This is a genomic window from Lichenihabitans psoromatis (assembly GCF_004323635.1).
Classification (GTDB): domain Bacteria; phylum Pseudomonadota; class Alphaproteobacteria; order Rhizobiales; family Beijerinckiaceae; genus Lichenihabitans; species Lichenihabitans psoromatis.
On the sequence record NZ_CP036515.1, the window covers coordinates 4,335,887 to 4,360,905 of the forward strand.

Sequence of the window (25,019 nt, forward strand, 5' to 3'; positions counted from 1 at the left end):
GACCACAGGAGCATGTCATGACCACCACTTACATCACTGTCGGCATTGCGGCCGTGACCTGGATCGGTATTGCGGTCGCGGCATTCAGCTGAACGTTTCGCCAAGGCTCGACGTCAGTTGTGTGATGTCTCTCGCATGCTCGCAACCGCAAGCAGGCTGATCAAAGCGGCGGTCGTGACGTAATATCCGACCCACGGCAACCCACCGTAATTTAAAAGCACTTGCGCCAGAAATGGCGCCAACGACGCGCCGAGGATCCCGCCTAAATTATAGGCCACCGACGCGCCGGTGTAGCGGACGCGCACCGGGAACAGCTCCGGCAGCAGAGCGCCCATCGGCGCAAAAGTCAGCCCCATGAGGCCGAGTTCCAAGCCGAGGAACAGCAGGATCTCGCGATTACTGCCTTGGCCTAGCAAGCCGGGAAGAGCGAAGCCGGACAGCGCCGCAAGGCCGCCGGCGATGATCAGCACGGGACGGCGGCCGAAGCGGTCCGCCAAGGCGGCCGAGATCGGCGTCGCTGCAGCCATAAACAGCACTGCGATGCAGAGCAGCCCGAGAAAATCTGATCGCGGGATATGCCTGACGCTCGTGCCGTATTGGAGCGCGAACACGGTCGAGATGTAGAACAGAGCGTAGCAGACCACCATGGCGAGCGAGCCTTGGATCAGCGGCATCCAATGGTGTCGCACCACCTCGACAAGCGGCACACGGACAGGTTCCTGCTGCTTCAAGGCCGCCCTAAAGGCCGGTGTTTCGGTCATCGAGACCCGCACATAAAGTCCGATCGCGACCAGGACGGCGCTGACCAGAAACGGGATCCGCCAGCCCCCACTCAAAAACTGCTGCTCCCCGAGACCGACGAGCAGCCCCAGAAAAAGGCCATTGGCCAGCAAAAAGCCGAGCGGCGGGCCAAGCTGGGGGAACATGCCGAACCAGGCGCGCCTGCCGACCGGCGCATTTTCGATGGCGAGCAACGCCGCCCCGCCCCATTCGCCGCCAAGACCGATGCCCTGGCCGAGTCGCATCAGGCAGAGCAGCCACGCGGCAGCTGGCCCGATCTGAGCATAACCTGGCAGGAAGCCGATCAGCGTGGTCGACGCGCCCATTACCAAGAGCGAGGCCACAAGGGTGGATTTGCGGCCGATCCGGTCGCCGAAATGGCCGAACAGGATCGCACCGACCGGTCGGGCCAGGAACGCGATCCCAAACGTCAGGAATGCATTGAGGGCCTGAGATCCCGGTGCGGCTGACGGAAAGAACACCTGCCCGATCACCAAGGCGGCGGCCGTGCCGTAGATATAGAAATCGTAGAATTCGATGGTCGTGCCGACGAGGCTCGCCAGAACGATGCGGCCGAGGCTCGCTCCCTGAAGCGGGGCGTCGCGGTTCGCTGCATCCATGGCGCCTGTGTCCCCTGCCTTGCGGTCGACCTTTAAGGTCGATCCGGTCACCGAGGCGCTACAGGACCGTTGCGCGCGACGTCAAGCCGATCGACGACCTTTCGGCAAAACGTCACGAGTGTGGTCGGAACGTCACCCCAAGCCAGAGTTGGTTTGTTAGACGTTCGCGACGTGCCTGCGTGCGAGGATTGGTGATGACGGCGGACGATCGGTCGTCAATCAGAACGGCACAGGCGAGGCTTCCGCTGTTGCGCGTTCTCGCGGGCTGTCTGGCTCTTTCCCTGGCTGCTGCGGCGCCGGCCTTCGCAGAAGATCAAGCACAACCGGGCGTCCCCGCCACGGCGGGCGGGCCGTCGCCCGGACCAGAGCAGAAGAACGCGGGTGCCAGCCAGCCCGCATGGGCCGGCGATCTCTCGACACGGGCCAACCTGCTCGGCGATATCGGCGGCTTGCGGCCGGCGCTCGACCGCTATGGCGTCTCGTTCGGCCTGACCGAGACGACCGAGGTGCTCGGCAACCCGACCGGGGGCACCCGGCGCGGCGCCATCATCGAGGGGATGACCGAGATGAGCCTCGGCGCCGACCTGTCGAAATCGATCGGGCTCGACGGCGCGATCCTTAACATCAGTGCGTTTCAGATCCACGGCCGCGGCCTGTCGAGCCGCAATCTCGGCAACCTCAATATCGTCAGCTCGATCGAGGCGGATCCCGCGACGCGGCTGAACGAACTCTGGCTGCAGCAGAGCTTCTGGGGTGGCAAGCTCGACATCAAGATCGGTCAGCAAAGCGCCGATCTCGAATTCATCACCTCCGAATACGAGGATCTGTTTATCAATTCCGGCTTCGGCTGGCCGACGCTGCCGGCCTCCGATTTGCCCTCGGGCGGGCCCGCTTACCCGCTCGCCACGCCGGGCATAAGGGTCAGGGCCCAGCCGACGGACGAGATCACGGCCCTGGTCGGGCTTTATAGCGGCAGCCCCGCTGGGCTTCGACCGGGCGATCCACAAAAGAACGACCCCTCGGGCACCAACTTCGATGTCTCAAGCGGCGCTTTTGTAATCGGCGAAGTGCAATATGGCCTCAACAAGCAGAAGGATGCCACGGGTCTGCCCGGCACCTACAAGCTCGGCGCCTGGTACAATTCCAACCGTTTCGCCGATGCGTTCTATCAGAACGGAACCACCACGCAGGCGCCGGGCGTCCTCACCGGATTGCCCGGCTCCAAGCGGGGCGATTGGAGCATCTACGGAACGCTCGACCAATTGGTGTATCGTCCCTCGAAGGACAGCGACGGCGGCCTCGGCTTGACGGCGCGCGCCATGGGAGCACCGGACGACCGCAACGTCGTCGACCTGTTCGTGCAGGGCGGCGTCACCTACAAGGGCGCGTTCGGGCGGGCCAACGACACGATGGGGATTGGTGTCGAATGGGCCAGAATCGGCGCGCGGGCGCAGGCAGGCGATGAGGCGGCCGCGCTGGCCAGCGGAACCGCGTCTCCCATCCGGAGCAGCGAAACCGTTATCGAGGCGACCTATCAGGCGCAGATCGAACCCTGGTGGATCGTGCAGCCCGATTTCCAATATGTGTTCAATCCCGGAGGCGGTTTGCCAGACCCCGATCACCCCAACCGCCGCGTCGGCGATGCGGCCGTGCTCGGCATCCGGAGCGTCGTGACCTTCTAGCCGACGCTTTCTCGCTTAATTTTTCAGCACCACGCTCATTGACCGCAGCCTTGCCGCCCTCTTAGCTGGGGTGCGGTCTCGACCTCGCGAAGCGTCACTGCGATCGAGGGAGGCCCAGAACTTGCAGGTCTTTACCCATGACGATCCGCGCTGCCATCCATCATGTGTCCGACTATCTTTATGATCGCGCGATCAATCTTGGGCCGCAAACGATACGGCTCCGCCCCGCCCCTCATTGCCGCACCAAGATCCTGAACTATGCGCTGACGGTGTCGCCGGCCAATCACTTCATCAATTGGCAGCAGGACCCGAGCGGCAATTGGCTGGCGCGGGTCGTGTTCCCAGACCGCACGACACGCCTGACCGTCACGGTCGATCTCACGGCGGAACTGTCGGTCATCAACCCGTTCGATTTCTTCGTCGAGCCGAGCGCCACGCGCTACCCCTTCGTCTATTCGACCGATGTGCTGGCTGATCTTTCGGCTTATCTCAAGCCCGACCCGGTCGGGCCGGCCGTCCGTTCGTTCATGGCGAAACTGCCGACCGAAGCCGATCTCACGGTCAATTTCCTGGTCGATCTGAATATTCGCGTGCAACAGGCGGTCAGCTACCTGATCCGCCTCGAGCATGGCGTGCAGACGCCGGACGAGACACTGACCAGAGGGTCTGGCTCATGCCGCGACTCGGCGTGGCTGCTGGTGCAGGTGCTGCGCCATCTCGGGTTCGGGGCACGGTTCGTATCCGGATATCTGATCCAGTTGAAGGCTGACGTCGATCCGGCCGAGGGTCCGCTCGGCACGCGGGTGGACTTCACCGACCTCCACGCCTGGGCCGAGGTTTTTCTGCCGGGCGCGGGCTGGATCGGACTCGATGCCACCTCCGGCCTGCTCTGTGGCGAGGGCCATATTCCGCTCGCCGCGACACCGCATTTCTCGACCGCCTCGCCGATCGAGGGTCTGCTCGACCCCTGCCAGACCGAGTTCCGACACACGATGGAGGTGTCTCGCGTCGCCGAGGCACCACGCATCACGTTGCCGTTTTCGGACGCGGCCTGGGACGCCCTCGACGCCCTGGGCGAAAAAGTCGACGCCGATCTCGCGAGCCAAGACGTTCGCCTGACCATGGGCGGTGAGCCGACCTTCGTGTCGACTGAGGATTACGAGGCCGCCGAATGGAACGGCGATGCGATCGGTCCGACCAAACGCGGGCTGGCCGACACGTTGATCCGCAAGCTACGGACGCGGTTTGGGCCGGGTGGGCTGCTGCACCATGGCCAGGGCAAGTGGTACCCCGGCGAGAGTTTGCCGCGCTGGGCCTTCGGACTTTACTGGCGGCGAGACGGCAAGCCGATCTGGCGTAATCCGGACCTGCTGGCTCGCGAGAGTGTCGCGGGCAAAACCAGCGAAACGACCGGCGGTACGGCCACGATCGCCGCGGCCGAGACGGTTCTGCGCGCCCTGACGACGCGTCTCGGCCTGCCGCAGGATTGCATGCAGCCGGCCTTCGAGGATCCGGCCGTGTGGATCATGAAGGAAAGCGCCCTCCCGGAGAATGTCGACGCGCTCGACTCGAAGCTCGACAGCGCCGAAGCCCGCGCCCGGATCGCCCGCGTCTTCTCGCGCGGCTTGCGCGAACCGGCCGGCTATGTTCTGCCTCTCGCCCATCGCGGAGACGACGACGGCACCTGGATGACCGAGCGTTGGATCACCCGACGCGAGCATCTATTCCTGGTGCCGGGCGACTCGCCCGCGGGGTTTCGCCTCCCGCTCGATACGCTGCGGCACCTCCCCGAGAACCTGTTCCCCCATCCGGCGCCAAAGGATCCGCTCGAACCGCGCGCCCCCCTGCCAGACACCTTGTCGGTCACGCCCGAGAAGCAGGGCCGGGACGATGATGCACCGGTGCGGACCGCGCTGGCGATCGAGCCACGCAATGGCGTGCTGTGTATCTTCATGCCGCCGCTCGACCGGATCGAGGATTATCTCGCGCTGACGGCCGCGATCGAGGATGCTGTCGCGGCGTCCGGCGTCACGGTGCAGCTCGAGGGCTATACGCCGCCTTTCGATCCGCGCATCGAGGTTATCAAGGTCACGCCTGATCCCGGGGTCATCGAGGTCAACGTGCATCCGGCCGCCACCTGGCGCGACACGGTCGAGACCACACGCTCGCTCTATGAGGATGCGCGGACGATGCGGCTCGGCGCCGACAAGTTCCTGCTCGACGGGCGGCATACCGGCACCGGAGGCGGCAACCATGTCGTGGTCGGCGGCAGCACGCCAGCGGACTCGCCTTTTCTGCGGCGGCCGGATCTGCTCAAAAGCATGCTGATCTTCTGGCAGCGGCACCCGGCGCTGTCCTATCTATTTTCCGGTCAATATATCGGCCCGACGAGCCAAGCCCCCCGCATCGACGAAGCTCGGCACGATGCGCTCTATGAGATGGAGATCGCGCTCGCGCAGGTTCCGGCTCCGGGCGAGCCCCCGATCCCGCTGTGGACGGTCGATCGGCTGTTCCGCAACCTGCTGGTGGACGTGACCGGCAATACTCATCGGGCCGAGATCTGCATCGACAAGCTCTATTCGCCGGACAGCACCACGGGCCGCCTCGGCCTGTTGGAGTTCCGCGCCTTCGAGATGCCGCCGGATGCGCGGATGAGCCTCGCGCAACAACTGCTGCTCCGCGCCGTGATCGCGTGGCTGTGGCGCGACCCGAAAAGTGGCGCCCTGGTGCGGTGGGGCACCAACCTGCACGATCGGTTCATGCTGCCACATTTCATTTGGGCGGACCTCATCGACGTGTTGGGCGAACTCAAGACGGCGGGATACGCCTTCGATCCGGTCTGGTTCGAGGCGCAACACGAGTTCCGCTTCCCTCATTACGGCACGATCCAGCGCGACGGCGTGACGCTCGAGCTCAGACAGGCGCTCGAGCCCTGGCACGTCTTGGGCGAAGAAGGCATGGCGGGCGGGATGGCGCGCCACGTCGATACATCGGTCGAGCGGCTTCAAGTCCGGCTCACCGGAATGACGCCAGGACGCCACGTTGTCGCCTGCAATGGGCGCCGCGTGCCGCTGACGCCGACCGGAACGGCCGGTGAGGCGATCGCCGGCGTCAGGTTCAAGGCTTGGCAGCCCTGGCGCAGCATGCAGCCGGTGGTGCCGGTTCATGCGCCGCTCACGTTCGACATCATCGATACGTGGACGAGCCGGTCGATGGGTGGATGCATCTACCATGCGACGCATCCGGGTGGTCGCAATTACGCAACGTTCCCGGTCAATGCCTTCGAGGCGGAAGCCCGCCGTCTGGCCCGCTTCCAAGACTTCGGCCATACGGGCGGACCGATCGACATTCCGCCCGAGGAACGAACAGCAGAGTTTCCGCTGACACTCGACATGCGGCGCCCCGCCAGCCTATAAAGCGGGCATGATTGCCTCCGCCCGCACAGGATCAAAAAGCGTACGGAGGCTCGACGATCTGATCGAGGCTTATGAGCCTCTACCCGGAATTCCGGACGAGTTCATCGACGCGGCCGGCGAGCCGCGTCCCCATTGGCTGCCGTTTCTTCGGCATTTCAGCGGACTCGATGCGGGCGAGCGAGATCACCGTTTCGATCTCGCCAATCGGCACATGCGCGACACAGGCGTTTCCTATCGCAGCTATGGCGATATCGACGCGCGCCCCTGGCCGCTGAGCCACATTCCGCTGCTGATCGACGAGGCGGAGTGGCAGCAGATCGCCGAGGGCATCACGCAGCGGGCCGGGCTGATCGAGACCGTGCTGGCCGATGTCTATGGCAAGAACGAGTTGGTGAGCGCAGGGCGCCTGCCGGCCGCAGCTGTGACCGGCAGCGCAGATCTGCTCCGTCCCTTGCTCGGTGTGACACCCGTCGGCGGCCAACATCTCAACCTCTATGCGGCCGATATCGGACGCGGGCCGGATGGACGCTGGTGGGTGTTGGGCGACCGAACCCAGGCACCGTCTGGCGCCGGCTATGCGCTTGAGAACCGCCTTGCCATGTCGCGGGCCTTTCCGGACATTTATGGCGAACTCAATGCGGAGCGGCTCGCCTCCTTCTTCCAGACATTCCGATCCGGCTTGGCGGGACAAGCCAAGCGGGCCGATCCGCGCATCTGCCTGCTGACGCCGGGGCCGCTGAACGAGACCTATTTCGAACACGCCTATCTGGCGCGTTACCTTGGCTTTCTGCTGGTCGAAGGTGGCGACCTCACGATGCGCGGCAGCCAGATCCACGTCCGCACGATCGCAGGGCTGAAGCGAGCCGACGTCATCTGGCGCCGGATCGACGCCGATTTCGCCGACCCGCTCGAGCTGAACGGCGCATCTCGGCTGGGCGTGCCGGGTTTGGTCGATGCGGTACGGGCGGGCCAGGTGGTGGTTGGCAATGCGCTCGGCTCAGGCCTCATGGAAGCGCGAGCCCTCATGAGCTTCTTGCCGATGTTGTGCAAACATCTCACCGGCGAAGCGCTGAAGATGCCGAATATCGCGACGTGGTGGTGCGGCCAGCCACGTCAGCGCGATGAAGCGATCGAACGGCTCGACCGGCTTGCCATCATGAGCGCCTTCGGTGACGGCGTACCGGGCTTCGGCAACGAGCCGATCGTCGGGGCGACGCTCGGCCCGGCCGATAAAGCCACTCTCACGGCCGCCATCGCGGCCCGCGGTGTCGATTTCGTCGGTCAGGAAGTCGCGCGCTTGTCGACCACGCCGGTGTGGGAGAATGGCAGGCTCGTCCCGCGCCCTTTCATTCTGCGGGTTTTCGCAACCCCGACTCCGACGGGCTGGAAGGTCATGCCGGGCGGCTTCTGCCGCATTTCGAACCAACCCGACGCGCGGGCCATTTCGATGGGGACCGGCGTTCAATCAGCGGATGTCTGCATTCTGTCCGAAAAGCCGGTCGGTGCCATGAGCCTGCTGCCGACCCGCGATAAGGTCAGCATTCGGCGGCTCCTCGGCAATCTTCCAAGCCGAGCCGCCGATAATCTCTTTTGGCTCGGTCGGTATCTCGAACGGACCGAGGCGACGCTGCGAATCGCGCGTTGCCTCAGCGGCCGTGTGATCGGCGCCAGTGTCGCGGATGGTAGCGGACCGGGCGGCCAAACAGTCAGCCGTCTGATGGCACTCCTCGTGCTCTGGGGAGCCGTCGACAAGGACGATTCAGCCACCCCGACGGTGGCGTTAAATGCGGCCCTGCATAGCGCCACGCATTTCGGCTCGGCCTCGTCGCTGGCGCGAGAGGCGCAGCGGACCGCTTCGTTTATTCAGGAACGGCTTTCGGGGGATTCGACGCGGCTCATCGCATCCTTGGTGAAGCAGCTCGGCCGCAGCGATCGATCGAGCTTGAGCGAAGCGGAAGCCTTTGCGCGAGCAGACGAAGCGCTCAGCATCGTCGCGGCGGTCTCCGGTCTCGCCCAAGAAAACGTCAACCGCGTCGCCGGGTGGCGTTTTTTGGATATCGGTCGACGGATTGAGCGCGGCAACAACACCTGCCGGTTCGCCCGAACCTTTGCCGGATCCAACGGTCCCGCCGAGGATCTCGACGCTCTGCTTGACCTGATCGATTCGCAAATTACCTATCGGTCGCGTTATCTCGTCGGCGTGGCACTCGCCCCGGTGCGCGACATGGTGCTGCTCGATCCCTATAACCCCCGATCGGTGGCGTTTCAGGTCGAGCGGATGAGCGAGCATCTCGCCGCCCTGCCCTCTTTGCGGAACGACGGCATCGCCGAAGAGCCGCTTCGGCTCGTCCGCGTTCTTGAAGCCGAGATCGCGGCCGTCGATGCAGCCGATCTCGACCTTGCGAAAATCGATGATGTCGACGGCAAGCTTTATGGCCTGAGCCAAGCGATTGCGAAGCGCTATTTCCTGCAAGGCGCCCTGTCGTCCGGGCTCGACAAATATATGGGGCTGGCGTGATCTATGACGTCCGCCACGTAACGACCTACACCTACGGCTCGCCTGTGACGTTCGCGCAATGCACGTTACGGGTCCAGCCGGCGACGAGCCACGGTCAGATCGTCGAATGGAGCAGATTGTCGATCGACCCCCAGCCTGCCGCGATGACCGAACATGTCTCGTTTTTCGGCAACCGCGTCGCTTTGGTCCAGATCGACGTGCCGCACGAGGTCCTTCGGATCGAGGCGCGATCGCGCGTCGCGGTCGACCGGAACGCCGCACTCGACCTCTGGGCCGACCGAAGCTGGGAGGATATCCGCGAACTCGGCTTCGCCCGCGCCTCGATGCAGCCGACCTCCCCGGCGCATTTTCTCTATCCGAGCCCGCTCGCCGGTTTCGCGCCGTCCGTCACGGATTATGTCGGACAATCCTTCGTGCGGGGACGATGCATCACGCAAGCCGCGAGCGAGGTGATGGGGCGCATTCGGCGCGAGTTCAAATATGACCCCGACGCCACCAAAGTCTCGACGCCACTGGTGGAGGCCTTCCAGAACCGGCATGGGGTCTGCCAGGATTTTGCCCATATCATGATCGCGGGGTTGCGCGGGCTCGGCCTATCGGCCGCCTATGTCAGCGGATACATCCGCACCATACCGCCCGCCGGAAAGCCGCGTCTTGAGGGTGGCGACGCCAGCCATGCCTGGGTCGCGCTCTGGTGCGGCCCGGATCGGGGCTGGCTCGGGTTCGACCCCACCAACGACATTATGGCGGGCGACGACCATGTTGTGCTGGGGATCGGCCGTGATTACGCCGATGTCGCGCCGGTCGGAGGCATTCTCCAAGGCACGCGTGAACAGGATGTCGCCGTCGGCGTGGATGTCATCCCCCTGCTGCCATAAAAAAACGCGCCACGAGGGCGCGTTTTTATCGAATTGCATCGGGCCTCAATAGGGGCCGTAGTATCCGTGGCCGGGGTGGTAATCGTAGCCGTAGCCGCGACCATCATAATTTCCGCCGTACGAGTAAGCCGGGTAGCCGTTATAATAACGGTCGGCAGCAATTCCCGCCGTCGCGGCCCCGATGATGCCGAGAGCAGCGCCGGCGACGGCTGCTCCCCCAACATTGCCGCGATGGTAGCCATAACCGCGGTGAGGCACGCCCACGCGCTGGTGGCTATACCGATCGCGCTGGTAGGCCGACGCTTCACCCACGGTTATGAGCAGTGTGGTGCCGGCCAAAAGCGCGGCTACAATTTTCATTGAACGCGATGTGGACATCGTGATCTCCATGCCTCTGCGCTTCACTGTTGAGCGCCTCGTCGTGACAGGAAAACGTGGAGGCGGTCGATTGAGTTCCTGATCGATCAAACAACCCACCAGCACGGTCAACGAGGGATTGACGCTCTCATTTGACAAAGCGGAAGCTTCAATCGCCTAGTGGGGTGGGAGGATCGCGGATAGCCACGACGAGGATCGTGGCGGCGTGGTCGCCGGGGGTAACGTGGATCCAAGACGAACTGCAGACACCAAACGGTCCGGTCTTGTGGTCCGGCTTCCGCGTCACACGTTAACGGCCGAAGCGATCGGGCGACGCATCGTGGGTGGCTCGCTGAAGCCGGGTGCCGTCCTGCCAAATGCCGATCTTCTCGCGCGCGAGTTCAAAGTATCTCGACCGGCTTTGCGGGAAGCCATTAAATTGCTGGCCGGCAAGGGATTGTTGGAGATGGCGCCGCGCCGCGGCACCGTTGTGCGCCCGAGAGCGCAGTGGAACCGCCTCGACGACGACGTGTTGAATTGGGAACGGGGCGAGGCCCCGACCGAGAGCTTCATCCGCAATCTGTTCGAATTGCGACGCATGATCGAACCCGAGGCGGCGGCGCTTGCGGCGACACGAGCCACGCCGGAGGGCATCGAGGCAATCGGCAGGGCCTTATCGGGCATGGGAGAGGCGAATTTTACATCCGTCGACTCGATCCGCGCGGATCTCGACTTTCACAGCGCCATTCTGACCCATTCGGGCAATGATTTCCTGGCCACCTTCGCGCCGGCGATCGAAACATCGATGAAGGTGACGTTCAGCATCCAGCGCCGCCTCGCCGACGATTCGAAGCGCTTTCTCCATGAACACGCGCTGGTGTTTTACGCCATTCGAGATCGTGATCCCAACGCGTCGCGGGCCGCCTCCCTGGCGCTGCTCAGCCCAGCCGAGGGCGATGCGCTTGCAGGACTTTTCGGAACCCCGGACCGCCCCTGACCGGGAGATTGCCTAAGGCGAGGCTTCACCTCTCTCATGGTGTCGAAATCGCGCCGACCCTGCGCTATGATTGTTTCGTGCGCTGGTGAATGAGCTTTGTATGACGACAGATGCGGCCATCGACGATCTCTCGAGCTTGACCCGCCGCGTCGAGGCGCTTGCCGCCGAAAACGCCAGGCTGAGGGCGCAGCTCCAGCAAGCCGGTCTGGATCGACGTCTCGAGTCGGCGAAAGAATCAGACCCACCCGACCTTGATCCCCATGCGCGGCAGGCCTTCACGCGATTGTTGATCGACAGTATCTCGGAGGGTTTCTACGCCGTCGATGTCGAGGGCCGGACCACGTTGTGCAATCGGGCAGCGGTGCATCTGCTCGGTTTCGACAGCCAGGATGAGGTCATCGGCCATCGCCTGCACGATTTGGCGCACCATTCGCACGCCGATGGATCGCCATATCCCGCAGCAACCTGCCCGATCTCCCGGGCCGCCCGGGAGGGCATTGCCGCCCAAGTGACCGGCGAGGTGTTTTTTCGCCGGGACGGAACGAGCTTCCCGGTCGAGTATCGAGCCGAACCGATCAAACTCGATGGGGTTCTGCAAGGCGCGATCTGCACGTTCACGGATATTACGGCGCGGACGCAAAGCGATGCGGATCTTCGTGAAAGCCGCGAGCGACTTGCTCTGGCTTTGGATGCAGCCGGTATCGGCATTTGGGATTTTTCACCGGCGTCGGGTCGGCTCGAGTGGGACGACAGGGTGCGGGCGCTGTTCGGATTGTCGGCCGGACGCGCCATCACGATCGAGATGAACCTGAACGCGATCCATCCCGCCGACAAAGCGTCGGTCGATGCCGCGCTGGCCGAAGCCTTCGATCCGTCCGGCCCAGGCGATTATGACGTTCAATTCCGGGCGATCGGTATCGAGGATGGCGTCGAACGCTGGATGGCCGCGAAGGGACGGGTGACCTTCGTCGATCAAACCGTGCATCGGTTTCTTGGCGCCGTTCGCGACATCAGCGATGAAAAACGGGCCGAGATGCACATGCGCCTGATGGTCAACGAATTGAACCATCGGGTGAAAAATTCGCTCGCCATGGTGCAGGGCGTCGCTGCCCAGACGTTCCGCGGCACGACCGATATAGACGCGGCACGAACGGCCTTTACCGAGCGCTTGGTGGCCCTGGCGAAAGCCCATGATGTCCTGACGGCGGGCAAGTGGGAAAGCGCGACGCTGATGTCTGTCGTGGCCCTGACGGTCAAGAGCCATGCGGGGGATGATCAGAACCGCTTCGACGTATCTGGTCCGGATATCGCCTTATCGCCCAAAACCGTGCTGGCCATGTCGCTCGCGCTTCACGAACTGGCCACCAATGCGGTGAAATACGGGTCGCTGTCGAACGACACCGGGCGGGTGACGATCCGGTGGAGCGCACCGGCGACCGGCGGGGACAAACGCTTGTTGTTTCGATGGGAGGAGCGCGGTGGACCGCCTGTCGCTCCGCCACAGCGACGTGGATTTGGTTCTAAATTGATCGAACGCGGGTTAGCTGCGGAACTTCAAGGAGATGTGAGAATTGAATTCAGCCAGGGCGGCATCGTCTGCACCATATCGGCGCCTTTCCCTTCCGCTTAAATGGACCATCCATTGTGACGCATCCGACCCGCTATCGTGTCTTCCTGGTGGAGGACGAGATGACGATCGCTTTGATGATCGAAGGAATGCTGGAGGATTTGGGCTTTGAGGTCGCCGGCATGGTGATGCGGTTGGAGCCCGCTTTGGAGCTCGCCCAAACCATCACGGCGGATGTCGCTATTCTGGATATCAACCTCGACGGAAAGCAGTCATTCCCGATCGCCGATATCTTGCGTGAGCGGGGCATTCCGTTCTTCTTCGCGACAGGCTACGGCTCGAAGGGCCTGAACGACAATTACGAAGGGACGTTCACGTTGAAAAAGCCCTTTCTCACGGCCGAACTCGAGAAGGCGGTAGAAAGAGCGGTCGGCTAAGCTTAGACACGTCGACCAGCACAACGATTCTTGAAGAACGCTCGGGAGGAACGACATGAAGGCTCTGGTACTCGAGCGAATTCACGAACTCTCGTTGCGCGAGATCGACCTTCCCAGCGTGGTCGGCGCCAAAGACGTCAAAATCAAAGTCGATACGGTCGGGGTCTGCGGCAGCGACGTTCACTATTACACGCATGGACGCATCGGCCCGTTCGTCGTCAACGAACCGATGGTGCTGGGTCACGAAGCTGCCGGAACCATCGTCGAGGTTGGCACTGAGGTGACGAGCTTGAAGGTCGGTGACCGCGTCTGCATGGAGCCGGGCATCCCCGATCTCAATTCACGCGCGTCGAAGCTCGGGCTCTATAACGTCGACCCGAGCGTCGTGTTTTGGGCGACCCCGCCTGTCCATGGTTGCCTGACCCCGTTCGTGGTTCACCCCGCCGCCTTCACGTTCAAACTTCCCGATAATGTGAGCTTCGGTGAAGGTGCGATGGTCGAGCCGTTCGCGGTGGGTCTGCAGGCGGCCGTGAAAGCCAAGATCCTCCCCGGCGACTTGGCTGTCGTGATCGGCGCAGGGCCGATTGGCATCATGGTGGCGCTTGCGGCTCTGGCGGGAGGATGCAGCCGCGTCATTATCGCTGATCTACAGCCCGCAAAACTCGCCATCGCGGGACGCTATGCGGGGGTGACACCCGTCAACATCAAGGAACGTGCGCTGGCCGATGTCGTCAACGAGGCGACCGCAGGCTGGGGTGCCGACGTCGTCTTCGAGGCGAGCGGCAGCGTCCGCGCCTACGAGGGAATCTTCGGGCTGGCACGGCCGGGCGGCTGTCTCGTTCTCGTCGGCATGCCGGTCGCGCCGGTTGCCATCGACGTGACGACGGCGGCCGCGAAAGAATTGCGGATCGAGACCGTGTTTCGCTACGCCAATGTCTTCGATCGCGCCCTCGCGATGATCGCCTCGGGCAAAGTCGACCTCAAGCCTCTGATTACCCACACCTACAACTTCGAGGATAGTGTCGCGGCCTTCGACCGTGCCGCTGAGGGCCGACCGGACGACGTCAAGCTGCAGATCAAATTGTAATCGCAAAGCCGGGTCGGACAGCCAGATGGGTCTGTCCGATCGCGGACGATGCTGGCCTCAGGTGCCTTTGAAGACGCTGGCGACCGTGTTGTTCTCGAACAGGCTGGAAACGCTTGCCTCCTGAGCGACCCGGCCGATGGCCTCCCCAATCAGAGGCGCGATCGACATGACCCGGATATTGCGGGCATTGCGGACCGCCTCGGTCGGGCGGATCGTATCGGTAATGACGAGTTCCTTGAGGCGGGATGCTCCGACACGGGCCACCGCGCCGCCGGACAACACGCCATGCGTGCAATAGGCATAGACCTCGCTGGCACCCTGATCGAGCAAAGCATCGGCGGCATTGCAGAGCGTGCCGCCCGAATCGACGATGTCGTCGAGCAGGATGCAGCACTTCCCCGTGACGTCGCCGATGATGTTCATGACCTCGGATTCGCCAGCACGCTCGCGGCGCTTGTCGACGATGGCGAGCGGCGCGTCGATACGCTTGGCCAACGCGCGCGCGCGGACCACGCCACCAACATCCGGCGACACCACCATCAGATTATCCGACTTCAACCGCTCGTTGATGTCACGCACCATCACGGGTGCCGCAAACAGATTATCGGTGGGGATATCGAAGAAGCCCTGAATCTGCCCCGCGTGGAGATCAACCGTCAAAACACGGTCGCAGCCCGCATGGGTGATCAGGTTGGCGACCAGCTTGGCCGAAATCGGCGTGCGCGGACCGGCTTTCCGGTCCTGCCGCGCATAGCCGAAATAGGGCAGAACGGCGGTGATCCGACGGGCGGAGGCGCGGCGGAGCGCATCCGTCATGATCAACACTTCCATCAGATGGTCGTTCGCCGGAAAGGCCGTAGATTGGATGATGAACGTATCCTCGCCGCGGACGTTTTCGAGGATCTCGACGAAGATTTCCATGTCGGCGAAGCGGCGAACATGGCACCGCGTCAGCGGCACATCGAGATAGGCCGCGATGGCCTCCGTGAGCGGCGGGTTCGAATTCCCCGCTAGGATCTTGATCGTGCCCGCCATCATCCGTCTCCGGCCAAGATCCCAACCGGCGCGTCGTGCGCCTTGCGGGCTGAATAGCAATCTTGCCGGTACGGAACAACCGTCGCACGGTTGTCATCCATAAGATTCGGTCGAAATCGGGTCGCTGTGCTCGGCTTGCGTCGGTCTCCCGTCGCAGGCGGAAAAGCGAAGATAAACGAAAACGGCCGCCAACGAGTGTGGCGGCCGGGACGACGGGAACGGACGACAGGATCGACCGGCGGACGGATCGGCTCAGTTCGGCGCGGCTTGCTTCACCGGAAGACCAGCCTGCTCGAAATGTGTCTGCAACTCGCCCGCCTGAAACATCTCGCGAACGATATCGCAGCCGCCGAGAAACTCACCCTTGACGTAGAGCTGGGGCACCGTCGGCCAGTTCGAATAATCCTTGATGCCCTGGCGCATTTCAGCCGTCTCAAGGACGTTTACGCTGGCATAGGGCGTGCCGAGATAATCGAGGATCTGCACGACCTGGGCCGAAAACCCGCATTGCGGGAACTGCGGCGTCCCCTTCATGAACAGGACCACGTCGCTGGATTTGACCTTGGCTTCGATTTGCTCGTGTGCGGTGGACATCGCTTTTTCCTCGAAAAGATGTGGAGCCTCGACCCCTCAGATGGGAGCAATATAGGTCAGCGCAAGCCGCTACGCCACCGACCCGCTTTGACCGATCGTGTCGCTTATTCGGCCGACGTCTGCAGCGCCAGGGCGTGAAGCACGCCGCCCATCTGGCCTTGCAGCGCGTCATAAACGATCTTGTGCTGCTGCACCCGGGTCTTACCCTTGAACGAGGGGGATACGACCGTGGCGGCATAATGATCACCGTCACCCGCGAGATCGCGAATCTCGACGCTCGCATCCGGCAAGGCGGCTTTGATGAGCCGTTCGATTTCGTTTGCTTCCATAGCCATGACGCGTCTCGCTTGGGTTCGATCGAAGGACGGGCCTGATTTGCGGCGGCGCCTACAAGGTGCCGTCCATCAAGGCCGGAAAGAAACGCTCGTGCGCCGTGACGAGCGCCGTGAGCAGAATGGGGGTCTGGCCCGGCAAGGTCAACGCGTCGCCGCCTGTGATACCGATGCGGCGAAGCGGAACGCCAGCCTGATTGGCCGCCGCCAGGAGACGGTCGACCTGGGCTCCGGGCACCGCGAGAAGATAGCGGCCCTGATCTTCTCCGAACAATGCGCCATGGGTCGGGCCCGCCCCGAGGCTTCCGGTCTCGAGGGTCGCACCGATCCCGCCGCGCATCGCCATTTCGGCGACCGCGACCGCAAGACCACCGTCCGACAGATCGTGGACACTCCTGACCCCGCCTGCGATGCAGTCGCGCACGAAATCCCCGTTGCGACGCTCGACCGACAAATCGACCGGCGGCGGCGCGCCCTCCGCCCGACCACAAACGTCACGCAGATAGATCGATTGCCCAAGCCAATCCTGCCCATCGCCGACCAGCAGCAGAACGTCGCCGGCCCGCTCGATCCGGGCTTGCGCCACTTGCGCCACGTCGCTGACGAGTCCCACTCCGCCGATCGTCGGCGTCGGCAGAATGCCCTGCCCCATCGTCTCGTTGTAGAGTGAAACGTTGCCCGACACGATCGGGAAATCGAGCGCGCGCGCGGCTTCGCCGATCCCGAGGATGCAATCGACGAGTTCGCCCATCGCATCTTCTTTTTCGGGATTGCCAAAATTGAGGTTGTCGGTCAGCGCCAGAGGACGCGCACCAACTGCCGTCAGATTGCGCCAGGCTTCGGCCACCGCCTGTTTGCCGCCCTCCAGAGGATCCGCCTTGCAGTAGCGCGGCGTCACATCCGCCGTCAGGGCCAGGCCCTTCGGCCCGTCCTCGACCCGGACGACAGCCGCATCCCCGCCCACGATTGGACCCGCGACGGTATTGCCGCCGATCAGCCGATCATATTGCTCGTAGACCCAGCGCTTCGAGCAGAGATCCGGCGAACCGACCAGCCGCAGCAGCGCGTCCGTGTCCGACATCGGCGGCGACACGCTGGCGGCATCGAGCCGAGGCAGCTTCGGAGCATGGGTGTGCGGCCGATCATAGAGCGGGGCTTCGTCGCCGAGCTCCTTGATGGGGAGATCCGCCTTGATCTCGCCGCCGTGCCTGATGACGAAACGGAGCGTGTCAGTGGTCTTCCCGATCACCGCAAAGTCGAGGCCCCATTTGATGAAAACGGCTTCGGCTTCCTTCGCCTTCTCGGGATGCAGCACCATCAGCATCCGCTCCTGGCTTTCGGACAGCAGCATCTCATAAGCCGTCATGCCACTCTCGCGGCACGGAACCTGGTCGAGGTCGAGTTCGATGCCGAGATCACCCTTGGCGCCCATTTCGACGGCCGACGAGGTGAGGCCAGCGGCGCCCATGTCCTGGATGGCGTTGACGGCTCCGGTCCGCATCAGTTCGAGGCACGCCTCCAGCAGCAGCTTTTCGGCAAAGGGATCGCCGACCTGCACGGTCGGGCGCTTCTCATGCGCGTCGGCCTCGAAGGCGGCCGATGCCATCGAGGCTCCGCCGATGCCGTCGCGACCCGTCTTCGAGCCAAGATAGACGATTGGATTTCCGACACCCTTGGCCTTGGCGTAGAAAATCTCGTCGGCCCGGGCGATGCCGACCGCCATGGCATTGACCAGAATATTGCCGTTGTAGCTCGGGTCGAACGCCACCGAGCCACCGACGTTCGGCACGCCGAAGGAATTGCCGTACCCTCCCACACCCGCGACGACGCCCGCCACAAGATGCCGGGTTTTCGGGTGATCGGGTGCGCCGAAGCGCAGCACGTCGAGACAGGCGACCGGCCGGGCCCCCATCGTAAACACGTCGCGGAGGATGCCGCCGACCCCGGTCGCAGCGCCTTGGTAGGGCTCAATGAACGAGGGATGGTTGTGGCTCTCCATCTTGAACACGCAGGCGAGCCCATCGCCGATGTCGATGACGCCGGCATTCTCGCCCGGCCCTTGGATGACATGCGGCCCCTTGGTGGGCAGCCCACGCAAATGGCGGCGCGATGACTTGTACGAGCAATGCTCGTTCCACATCGCCGATACGATGCCGAGTTCGGTAAATGTGGGGGTGCGGCCGATCAGGGCGACGAAGCGCTCATATTCATCGGGCTTCAGGCCATGCGCGGCGACGAGTTCGGGCGTGATCGAAGGTTCGGAACGGAGCAATGCGACACCCTTGCGGAACAGGCAATTCCAAGCTTGGTTCGATAAGCCGCGTCGCCCGTGAAGGCAAGAAAAGCCGGCTGCCCTTTCAACCGACGTCGCCTCGCGCCATAACGTCCGAGATGGCACAGACCCCCTTCTCGGCCCCCACGATCTTCGATCGACCGCTTCTGCGACATCGCCTCGCGCGGTCGCGTTCCGGCGGCGGGGACTTCCTGCTCGACCGCGCAGCCGAGGATGCTGTCGACCGGCTGGCTCCGGTGCAGCGGCAATTTCGCGATATTCTCGACCTTGGGACGGGCTCCCCGGCGCTGGCCGACCGACTTGCTGGCGCCCTGCCCGAGGCCCGTCTCGTGCGTTCGGCGCGGATCGCCGAAGCCGCCGATCCACGCTGGCTCACGGTCGTCGGCGACGAAGAACTGCTGCCGTTCGGGCCGGAGCGGTTCGATCTCATCATGTCGGTGCTGGCCTTGCATGCCGTCAACGACCTGCCCGGCGCTCTGGTGCAGATCCGCCGTGCGCTGAAGCCCGACGGTCTCGTCATCGCCTGCCTGATGGGGGGCCAAAGCCTAACCGAACTCCGAGCCGCGCTGACGCAAGCCGAAATCGAACTCACCGGCGGGGCCAGTCCACGCGTCGCGCCTTTTTCCGATCTTCGTGATCTTGGCAGCCTCATGCAGCGCGCCGCGCTGGCGCTGCCGGTCACCGATAGCGAACCGCTGACGGTGCGCTACAGCTCGATGTTCGGCTTGCTGGACGATCTTCGGGCCATGGGGGCCACCAACGCCATGGTCGAGCGAAGCCGGAAGCCGATGTCACGGTCTCTCCTGCTGCGGGCTGCCGCCATCTATGCGGAGCGGTTCAGCGACCCGGACGGCCGCGTTCGGGCGACGTTCGAGCTCGTCTGGCTATCAGGATGGGCGCCGCATGAAAGCCAGCAAAAACCGCTGAAACCCGGTTCGGCCAAGATGCGGCTCGCCGATGCGCTGAACGCCAAACCGATGGAATGAGGCACGCGGGCTCAGCGCCGCCCGCGATGCTCCGGCTTCACGTAGAACTCAGCCAGCGCCTCTTGCCGGAGCGGCTCGCCGGTTGTCTCGCGGACGAAATCCGCAATGCCGGCATCGTCCCAGCCGGCGGCACGCAAATGCTCGATCTCGTCCGAGATCATCGCAACGAAATGTGCCACATCGACGTGTTTCGGAGGCAACCCGAGCGCCACCCGCATCGCCGTGCTCACGGTCGCGATCTGATCGACCGTGAACAGAAGGTCGTCGGGCTCGCTCATGATTCGCTCCGATGTGATCGATGGGGTCAGTTGACCTTGGGGCCGCCGCGCGACACGCCGACCTTAGCGGCCCGCAACACGCGGTCGCCGATCGTATACCCGGTCTCGACGACCTGCTTCACGGTTCCGGACGGCATGCTCTCATCCGGCACCTCGAACAGAACCTCGTGTAGATTCGGGTCGAACTTCTTGCCTTCCGGCTCGATCGGCCGAACGTTAAAGCGGGCAAGCCGGGACAGCAGATCACGCTCGGTCAGTTCGACGCCTTCGACCAGGGTCTTGACCGCTTCCGACCCCGCGCGAGCCTCCGCCGGCAGGCTAGCGATAGCGCGGTGAAGATTATCGGCGACCGCCAGCATCTCGCGGGCGAAATTCGAGACGCCGTAAAGCTTGCTGTCCGCCACCTCCTTATCGGTGCGGCGACGCACATTTTCCATCTCGGCCATGGTCCGCAAAACCTTGTCCTTCAGGGTCGCGTTTTCGGCCGTCAGGTTTTCGAGGACGACGAACGGATCGGGCTCCCCTGCGGCACCCTGGGTCTGCGCGCGCTCATCATGTTGAGCAGCGGCGTCATCGACGGGGTCGATCGGATCGGCATTCGGATCAATCATCATTCACTCTATTTCACGTTCACTCGTCCGCGCATATCAGATGCGGCCCTGTAAAAATCAAGATTCTATGTGGATGGGCCGACCACCTCGGGCGCAGGCCGGGGCTGAACGGCGCGCTCCGGCGCACCGAAGATGCCCGATAACGTTCGGCGGATCAGCGTCTGCCGATTGGCGTCGAGGATCTTGGCGCCGGTGAGGTCGGTCACGTAGAAGGTGTCGACCGCCTTTTCGCCAAAGGTCGCCACATGCGCCGAGGCAATGTTCAAGTTCAGCCGCGCGATCGAGATGGTGAGATCGTAGAGCAGCGCCGGGCGGTCGATGCCGCTCACCTGAAGCACGGTATGCCGATTCGAGGCCTGATTGTCGACGATGACCTCGGGTTCGATCGGAAAGGTCGTATCGCGGCCCTTGGGCGGGCCGGCCTTCGCCGCGATCGCGTCGGACAAGCGAATTTCGCCACGCAGGGTCCGCGAAATCGCATTTGCGATACGGCCGGCGCGCCGCTCCTCGTCGGCATCCTGCTCGAACGCGCGCGACACCGAAAACGTGTCGAGCGCCAAGCCGTCAGTCGTCGTGAAGATCTGGGCATCGACGATATTGGCGCCGGCGGTCGCACAGGCCCCGGCGATGATCGAGAGAAGGCGCGGATGATCTGTCGTCACCAACGTCAATTCGGTGATGGCGCGGAACGCGTCGGTCTCGATCTTGATCACCAAAGGCGCGGATTGGCCCGCGACCGAGCGCAGCAATTCGGCATGGCGGACCTTGCTGGGCAGATCCACCCGCAGCCAATAGGGCGGATAATGCCGACCCACATAGGCGTTTAATTCCTCTTCCGACCACGTCGGCAACGCTGCCCGCAACTCGCTATGGGACGTTGCCAGGCGCTCGCCCCAGGCGATCGGCTGCGACTGGCCGACGATCAACCGCTCGGTCTCGTAATAGAGGGTCCGGAGCAATTGACCCTTCCAGCCGTTCCAGACCCCGGGCCCAACCGCCCGAATGTCGCAGATCGTCAGGATCAAAAGGCATTTCAACTGTTCGGTCGTCTGCACGATCTCGGCGAATGTCTCGATCGTGCGTCGGTCCGCGAGGTCGCGGCTCTGGGCCGTATTGGACATCACGAGGTGGTGCGCGATCAGCCACGCGACGAGGTCAGTCTCGGTTTCGCTGAGGCCGAACCGCGGCCCGATCGTGCGAGCAAGCTCGGCGCCCGCCGTCGAATGATCCTGCTCGCGGCCTTTGGCGACATCGTGCAGGAACACCGCGACATAGAGGGCGCGCCGAGCCGCGACGGTCGGCATCAGCTCATTGGCGAGCGGGTGGTCCTCCTTGGTGCGGCCGCCGTCGATCTCCGACAGGTTGCCGACAGCCCGCAACAGGTGCTCGTCCACCGTATAATGATGGTACATGTTGAACTGCATCATCGCGACGACACGGCCGAATTCCGGGATGAAGCGGCGAAGGACGCCCGCCTCGTTCATCCGGCGCAGCACGATCTCGGGCGAATTGCGCGATGTCAAAATATCCATGAAGAGCCGGTTGGCTTCCGGGTCGTGCCGGACTTTGGCGTCGATCCGGCGAAGCGACAGCGTCACGAGGCGCGTGGCGTCAGGATGGATCGGCAAAGCGTAATGGTCGGAGGCCCAGAACAGCCGGATCAAATTCACAGGATCCCGCTCGAACGCATCTTTATGCGCGACCGTGATGCGATCGACCTCGATCGCGAAGGTATCGCTGCCGGGGATCGTACGGATCTTTCGCAGCAGCGTCCCCATCAGGCGGTTGAGCGTCGCGGGAGGCTTGGCTTCCTTCTCCTCCATCGCCGCGCAGACGATGGCGGTGAGATCGCCGACGTCCTTGGCGATCAGAAAATAGTGTTTCATGAAGCGTTCGACGGCCGACAAGCCGTTGTGTGAGCCGTAGCCGAGCCGCTCGGCGATGACGCGTTGATAATCGAAGCTGAGGCGCTCCTCGGCTCGCCCGGCCAGCAGATGCAGGTGACAGCGCACCCGCCACAGAAACTCCTCGCAGCGCCGAAAGAGCTTGAACTCATGCCGAGTGAAGAGGCCGGCCGCGACCAGATCCTCGCTGTCGGAGACGCGGTAGACGTAATGGGCGATCCAGAACAAGGTGTTGAGGTCGCGCAGGCCGCCTTTGCCTTCCTTCACGTTGGGCTCGACGACGTAACGCGACACACCGGCGCGGTTGATCCGCACCTCGCGTTCGGCAAGTTTGGCGGCGACGAATTCGCGGGCGGTCTTTTGAACGACCTCCTTGTCGAACCGAGTTTGCAGGTCGGCGAACAATGCTTTGTCGCCCTCGATCCAGCGCGCCTCGATCAACGAGGTGCGAATCGTCATGTCGGCCTTCGCCTGCCGGATGCACTCATCCACCGACCGGGTTGCGTGCCCCACCTTTTGGCGCAAGTCCCACAAGACGTAGAGGATGGCCTCGACGACGCTCTCGCCCCAGGCGGTCTGCTTGTAGGGAAGCAGAAACAGCAGATCGATGTCCGAACCCGGCGCCAGTGTCCCCCGGCCGTAGCCGCCGACCGCGACGACACACAGGCGCTCCGCATCCGTCGGCTTGTCGAGTGGGTAGACGTGGCGCAGCACATAGGCGTGGATCGCCTGGATGATCTCGTCCTGCAGAGCCGCGAGACGGCGCGCGCAGTGAAGACCGCCGCCCTCTTCGAGGAACCTCTCCGTGATCGCGGCCCGCCCACTCGTCAGGGCGGTCCGGAAGAGTTCCACGACCGACTTTCGGATGCCCTCGCGCGGCGCCTCGGCGTCGGCATAAAGCGCCGCGATCGCACCCTCGAGCGCGACGCGATCGAGCGCCAGCGAATCACGGGCGGCGGATGACGGACGGAGCGAGACCATTGACATGGCGACATCCTAACGCGGGATCATGCGGATGGGTATGGTGCCGCTAACGCTTGCGATGCGCGCAAGGTCGCAAAATCGATGACCGTGACGTGGCCCGGGGTTAACCGGAAAGCACCCTCACATCGCCGAAAGTGCCTCCTGCGCCGGGAGATTTTTCCAGAAGAAGACGGCATCGGACGGAATGCCGTTCGGGTGCAGCGCATAGCCGGGGATGACACCAACCCGCTGATACCCGAGGCCAGCATAAAGCCGCTCGGCTAAACTTCCCGACGTCGTATCGAGACACATCAGCGTCTTGCCGCGCGCCGCCGCCTCGCGCTCCGCCCGCAACACAAGAGCCCGACCAAGGCCGCGCCATCTTGCCGATCGGTGCACCAGCAAACGCGACAATTCGGCCCGATGAGGCTGATTCTGCGGCGTTGCGAGAATGACCTGGACGGTCCCGCGTAACGCCTCCCCGATATAGCCGCCAAGAACCAGGCGGTGGCCAGCGAGGACGTCGTCGGCTGTTTCACGATAGACGGCCTCCGCCTCATGCGAGCTCAAGCCCTCCATGAAGGAGACAGATGCTCCGCCCTCCACGCAATCGAGCAGAATGGTCCCGAGATCGCCCGCGCCCCTCTCGATCGCCTCAGCATCGAGTACTTCGATCCGAATCAAGACGACGCTCGTTCGACATGACCAGCGCCAAAGTATCCGCTACGCATGAAGCCTCCCGCCACGCCGCCTTGGCGCAGGATGTCCCGACCACCGCCTGAAACCGCGTCAGACCGTAGGACGTCTTAGCGCACGCAGCGTCACGGGAAAAGAACAAAGAAGCAACATGCGGCCTTGAGCCGGGGCATGATGCTCAGAGATCACCCAGCCCGAGAACGTCCGCCATCGAGTAGAGACCCGGCTTCCGGCCCCGCCCCCAAAGGGCCGCCCGAAGGGCGCCGCGGGCGAAGATGCCACGGTCCTGGGCGAGATGGGCCAGTTCGATGCGCTCGCCATCCCCCGCAAAGATCACATTATGGTCACCCACGACCGAGCCGCCGCGCAGCGCTGCGAAACCGATGTCGCCAACCTTGCGGGCGCCGGTCTGCCCATCGCGAACCCGGACCGATCGCTCCGCAAGATCGATGGAGCGACCCGCTGCTGCGGCTTCGCCGAGCAGCAGAGCCGTGCCGGATGGCGCGTCGACCTTCATCCGATGATGCATCTCCACGATTTCGATATCGAAGTCTTCGCCGAGTGTCTTTGCCACGCGCTTGACCACGGCCGCCAGGAGATTGACCCCAAGGCTCATGTTGCCCGAGCGGATGATCGGCGCGTGCCAAGCCGCGGCCGAAATCCGCTTCAGGTCTGCATCATCCAAACCAGTCGTTCCGATGACATGGACGATTCGGGCCTGTGCGGCTAGCGCCGCAAATGCGACCGTCGCGGCCGGCCGGCTGAAGTCGACCACACCATCGGCTTCCACGAAGGCAGCCAACGGATCGTCTGTGACCGGGATGCCGACCGCGCCGATACCGGCCAGCAGCCCGGCATCCTGCCCCAAGGCGGACGAGCCTTCGGGCGCCAACGCGGCCACAAGCGTCACACCCGGGGTCGTGTGGATCGCTTGGACCAGCATGCGGCCCATCCGTCCGGCAACGCCGGTCACGACCAAGCGCATGTC

General features: G+C 63.7%; 20 protein-coding genes. 9 read left to right on the plus strand and 11 right to left on the minus strand.

Translation table 11 applies throughout. From position 1 onward, the window contains the following. Positions 1 to 113: 113 nt before the first annotated feature. Entirely contained in the window at positions 114 to 1,400 is a 1,287-nt protein-coding gene (locus EY713_RS20315; protein WP_131118622.1) for an MFS transporter, read from the minus strand. Positions 1,401 to 1,594: 194 nt separating this feature from the next. Between EY713_RS20315 and EY713_RS20320 the strand changes: the two genes are divergently transcribed. From EY713_RS20320 to EY713_RS20335, 4 genes are all read left to right on the plus strand, one after another. Next, positions 1,595 to 3,082, plus strand: coding sequence for a carbohydrate porin (locus tag EY713_RS20320; protein ID WP_131118624.1), 1,488 nt, complete (start codon positions 1,595 to 1,597; stop codon positions 3,080 to 3,082). Positions 3,083 to 3,219: 137 nt separating this feature from the next. Next, positions 3,220 to 6,498, plus strand: coding sequence for a transglutaminase family protein (locus tag EY713_RS20325; RefSeq protein ID WP_131118626.1), 3,279 nt, complete (start codon positions 3,220 to 3,222; stop codon positions 6,496 to 6,498). 7 nt (positions 6,499 to 6,505) lie between these two features. Continuing rightward, the gene (locus tag EY713_RS20330) at positions 6,506 to 9,016 is read left to right on the plus strand and encodes a circularly permuted type 2 ATP-grasp protein (RefSeq protein ID WP_131118628.1); all 2,511 of its coding nucleotides are present in this window, start codon (positions 6,506 to 6,508) and stop codon (positions 9,014 to 9,016) included. Next, positions 9,013 to 9,894, plus strand: coding sequence for a transglutaminase family protein (locus tag EY713_RS20335; RefSeq protein ID WP_131118630.1), 882 nt, complete (start codon positions 9,013 to 9,015; stop codon positions 9,892 to 9,894). Before EY713_RS20330 ends, EY713_RS20335 begins: the two co-directional genes overlap by 4 nt. A gap of 45 nt (positions 9,895 to 9,939) precedes the next feature. Here the strand turns inward: EY713_RS20335 and EY713_RS20340 are convergent, their stop codons facing one another. Continuing rightward, positions 9,940 to 10,254, minus strand: coding sequence for a hypothetical protein (locus EY713_RS20340; protein WP_131118632.1), 315 nt, complete (start codon positions 10,252 to 10,254; stop codon positions 9,940 to 9,942). Positions 10,255 to 10,495: 241 nt separating this feature from the next. On the opposite strand from EY713_RS20340, the gene EY713_RS20345 reads away from it, so the two are divergent. The 4 genes from EY713_RS20345 to EY713_RS20360 all read left to right on the plus strand — a co-directional run bounded on the left by EY713_RS20345 (position 10,496) and on the right by EY713_RS20360 (position 14,339). After that, positions 10,496 to 11,248, plus strand: a complete 753-nt coding sequence (locus tag EY713_RS20345; RefSeq protein ID WP_165491206.1) for a FadR/GntR family transcriptional regulator — start codon at positions 10,496 to 10,498, stop codon at positions 11,246 to 11,248. A 100-nt stretch (positions 11,249 to 11,348) separates the two neighbouring features. Further along, a complete protein-coding gene (locus tag EY713_RS20350) occupies positions 11,349 to 12,878 on the plus strand; it encodes a sensor histidine kinase (RefSeq protein WP_131118636.1) in 1,530 nt (509 codons plus the stop codon). Between the two features lie 59 nt (positions 12,879 to 12,937). Continuing rightward, positions 12,938 to 13,252, plus strand: coding sequence for a response regulator (locus EY713_RS20355; protein WP_245573042.1), 315 nt, complete (start codon positions 12,938 to 12,940; stop codon positions 13,250 to 13,252). 55 nt (positions 13,253 to 13,307) lie between these two features. Continuing rightward, positions 13,308 to 14,339 (plus strand): NAD(P)-dependent alcohol dehydrogenase, encoded by a 1,032-nt coding sequence (locus tag EY713_RS20360; protein ID WP_131118640.1) that lies wholly within the window; start codon positions 13,308 to 13,310, stop codon positions 14,337 to 14,339. Positions 14,340 to 14,396: 57 nt separating this feature from the next. On the opposite strand, the gene EY713_RS20365 is transcribed toward EY713_RS20360, so the two are convergent. The 4 genes from EY713_RS20365 to purL all read right to left on the minus strand — a co-directional run bounded on the left by EY713_RS20365 (position 14,397) and on the right by purL (position 18,572). Then, positions 14,397 to 15,374 carry a ribose-phosphate pyrophosphokinase gene (locus EY713_RS20365; protein ID WP_131120017.1) on the minus strand — a complete coding sequence of 326 codons (978 nt, stop codon included), beginning with the start codon at positions 15,372 to 15,374 and terminating at the stop codon, positions 14,397 to 14,399. 252 nt (positions 15,375 to 15,626) lie between these two features. Beyond that, positions 15,627 to 15,968: a Grx4 family monothiol glutaredoxin gene (gene grxD / locus EY713_RS20370; protein ID WP_131118642.1), complete on the minus strand. Its 342-nt coding sequence runs from the start codon at positions 15,966 to 15,968 to the stop codon at positions 15,627 to 15,629. Between the two features lie 104 nt (positions 15,969 to 16,072). After that, on the minus strand, positions 16,073 to 16,303 hold the full coding sequence (locus EY713_RS20375; RefSeq protein WP_131118644.1) for a BolA family protein: 231 nt from the start codon (positions 16,301 to 16,303) through the stop codon (positions 16,073 to 16,075). Between the two features lie 52 nt (positions 16,304 to 16,355). After that, entirely contained in the window at positions 16,356 to 18,572 is a 2,217-nt protein-coding gene (gene purL / locus EY713_RS20380) for a phosphoribosylformylglycinamidine synthase subunit PurL (protein WP_131118646.1), read from the minus strand. 119 nt (positions 18,573 to 18,691) lie between these two features. Between purL and EY713_RS20385 the strand changes: the two genes are divergently transcribed. Continuing rightward, positions 18,692 to 19,579 carry a methyltransferase domain-containing protein gene (locus tag EY713_RS20385; RefSeq protein ID WP_131118648.1) on the plus strand — a complete coding sequence of 296 codons (888 nt, stop codon included), beginning with the start codon at positions 18,692 to 18,694 and terminating at the stop codon, positions 19,577 to 19,579. Positions 19,580 to 19,590: 11 nt separating this feature from the next. Here EY713_RS20385 and EY713_RS20390 read toward each other — a convergent pair whose 3' ends face one another. From EY713_RS20390 to dapB, 5 genes are all read right to left on the minus strand, one after another. Next, complete coding sequence (locus EY713_RS20390; RefSeq protein WP_131118650.1) at positions 19,591 to 19,857, minus strand: hypothetical protein; 267 nt, start codon at positions 19,855 to 19,857, stop codon at positions 19,591 to 19,593. 26 nt (positions 19,858 to 19,883) lie between these two features. Then, the gene (gene grpE / locus EY713_RS20395; RefSeq protein ID WP_131118652.1) at positions 19,884 to 20,471 is read right to left on the minus strand and encodes a nucleotide exchange factor GrpE; all 588 of its coding nucleotides are present in this window, start codon (positions 20,469 to 20,471) and stop codon (positions 19,884 to 19,886) included. 62 nt (positions 20,472 to 20,533) lie between these two features. Beyond that, positions 20,534 to 23,359, minus strand: a complete 2,826-nt coding sequence (locus EY713_RS20400; RefSeq protein WP_170314094.1) for a [protein-PII] uridylyltransferase — start codon at positions 23,357 to 23,359, stop codon at positions 20,534 to 20,536. A 117-nt stretch (positions 23,360 to 23,476) separates the two neighbouring features. Further along, entirely contained in the window at positions 23,477 to 24,019 is a 543-nt protein-coding gene (locus EY713_RS20405) for a GNAT family N-acetyltransferase (protein ID WP_245572813.1), read from the minus strand. Between the two features lie 190 nt (positions 24,020 to 24,209). Further along, the gene (gene dapB, locus EY713_RS20410; protein ID WP_131120023.1) at positions 24,210 to 25,016 is read right to left on the minus strand and encodes a 4-hydroxy-tetrahydrodipicolinate reductase; all 807 of its coding nucleotides are present in this window, start codon (positions 25,014 to 25,016) and stop codon (positions 24,210 to 24,212) included. Positions 25,017 to 25,019 lie beyond the last annotated feature (3 nt).

Coding starts and splice junctions, on each gene's coding strand:
- EY713_RS20330 (WP_131118628.1), top strand. CDS start 6,506: ATGATTGCCTCCGCCCGCACAGGATCAAAAAGCGTACGGAGGCTCGAC.
- grxD (WP_131118642.1), bottom strand. CDS start 15,968: ATGTCCACCGCACACGAGCAAATCGAAGCCAAGGTCAAATCCAGCGAC.
- EY713_RS20320 (WP_131118624.1), top strand. CDS start 1,595: ATGACGGCGGACGATCGGTCGTCAATCAGAACGGCACAGGCGAGGCTT.
- EY713_RS20375 (WP_131118644.1), bottom strand. CDS start 16,303: ATGGCTATGGAAGCAAACGAAATCGAACGGCTCATCAAAGCCGCCTTG.
- EY713_RS20390 (WP_131118650.1), bottom strand. CDS start 19,857: ATGAGCGAGCCCGACGACCTTCTGTTCACGGTCGATCAGATCGCGACC.
- EY713_RS20325 (WP_131118626.1), top strand. CDS start 3,220: ATGACGATCCGCGCTGCCATCCATCATGTGTCCGACTATCTTTATGAT.
- EY713_RS20385 (WP_131118648.1), top strand. CDS start 18,692: ATGGCACAGACCCCCTTCTCGGCCCCCACGATCTTCGATCGACCGCTT.
- EY713_RS20400 (WP_170314094.1), bottom strand. CDS start 23,359: ATGTCAATGGTCTCGCTCCGTCCGTCATCCGCCGCCCGTGATTCGCTG.
- EY713_RS20355 (WP_245573042.1), top strand. CDS start 12,938: ATGACGATCGCTTTGATGATCGAAGGAATGCTGGAGGATTTGGGCTTT.
- EY713_RS20340 (WP_131118632.1), bottom strand. CDS start 10,254: ATGAAAATTGTAGCCGCGCTTTTGGCCGGCACCACACTGCTCATAACC.
- EY713_RS20365 (WP_131120017.1), bottom strand. CDS start 15,374: ATGGCGGGCACGATCAAGATCCTAGCGGGGAATTCGAACCCGCCGCTC.
- EY713_RS20350 (WP_131118636.1), top strand. CDS start 11,349: ATGACGACAGATGCGGCCATCGACGATCTCTCGAGCTTGACCCGCCGC.
- dapB (WP_131120023.1), bottom strand. CDS start 25,016: ATGCGCTTGGTCGTGACCGGCGTTGCCGGACGGATGGGCCGCATGCTG.
- EY713_RS20315 (WP_131118622.1), bottom strand. CDS start 1,400: ATGGATGCAGCGAACCGCGACGCCCCGCTTCAGGGAGCGAGCCTCGGC.
- grpE (WP_131118652.1), bottom strand. CDS start 20,471: ATGATGATTGATCCGAATGCCGATCCGATCGACCCCGTCGATGACGCC.
- EY713_RS20360 (WP_131118640.1), top strand. CDS start 13,308: ATGAAGGCTCTGGTACTCGAGCGAATTCACGAACTCTCGTTGCGCGAG.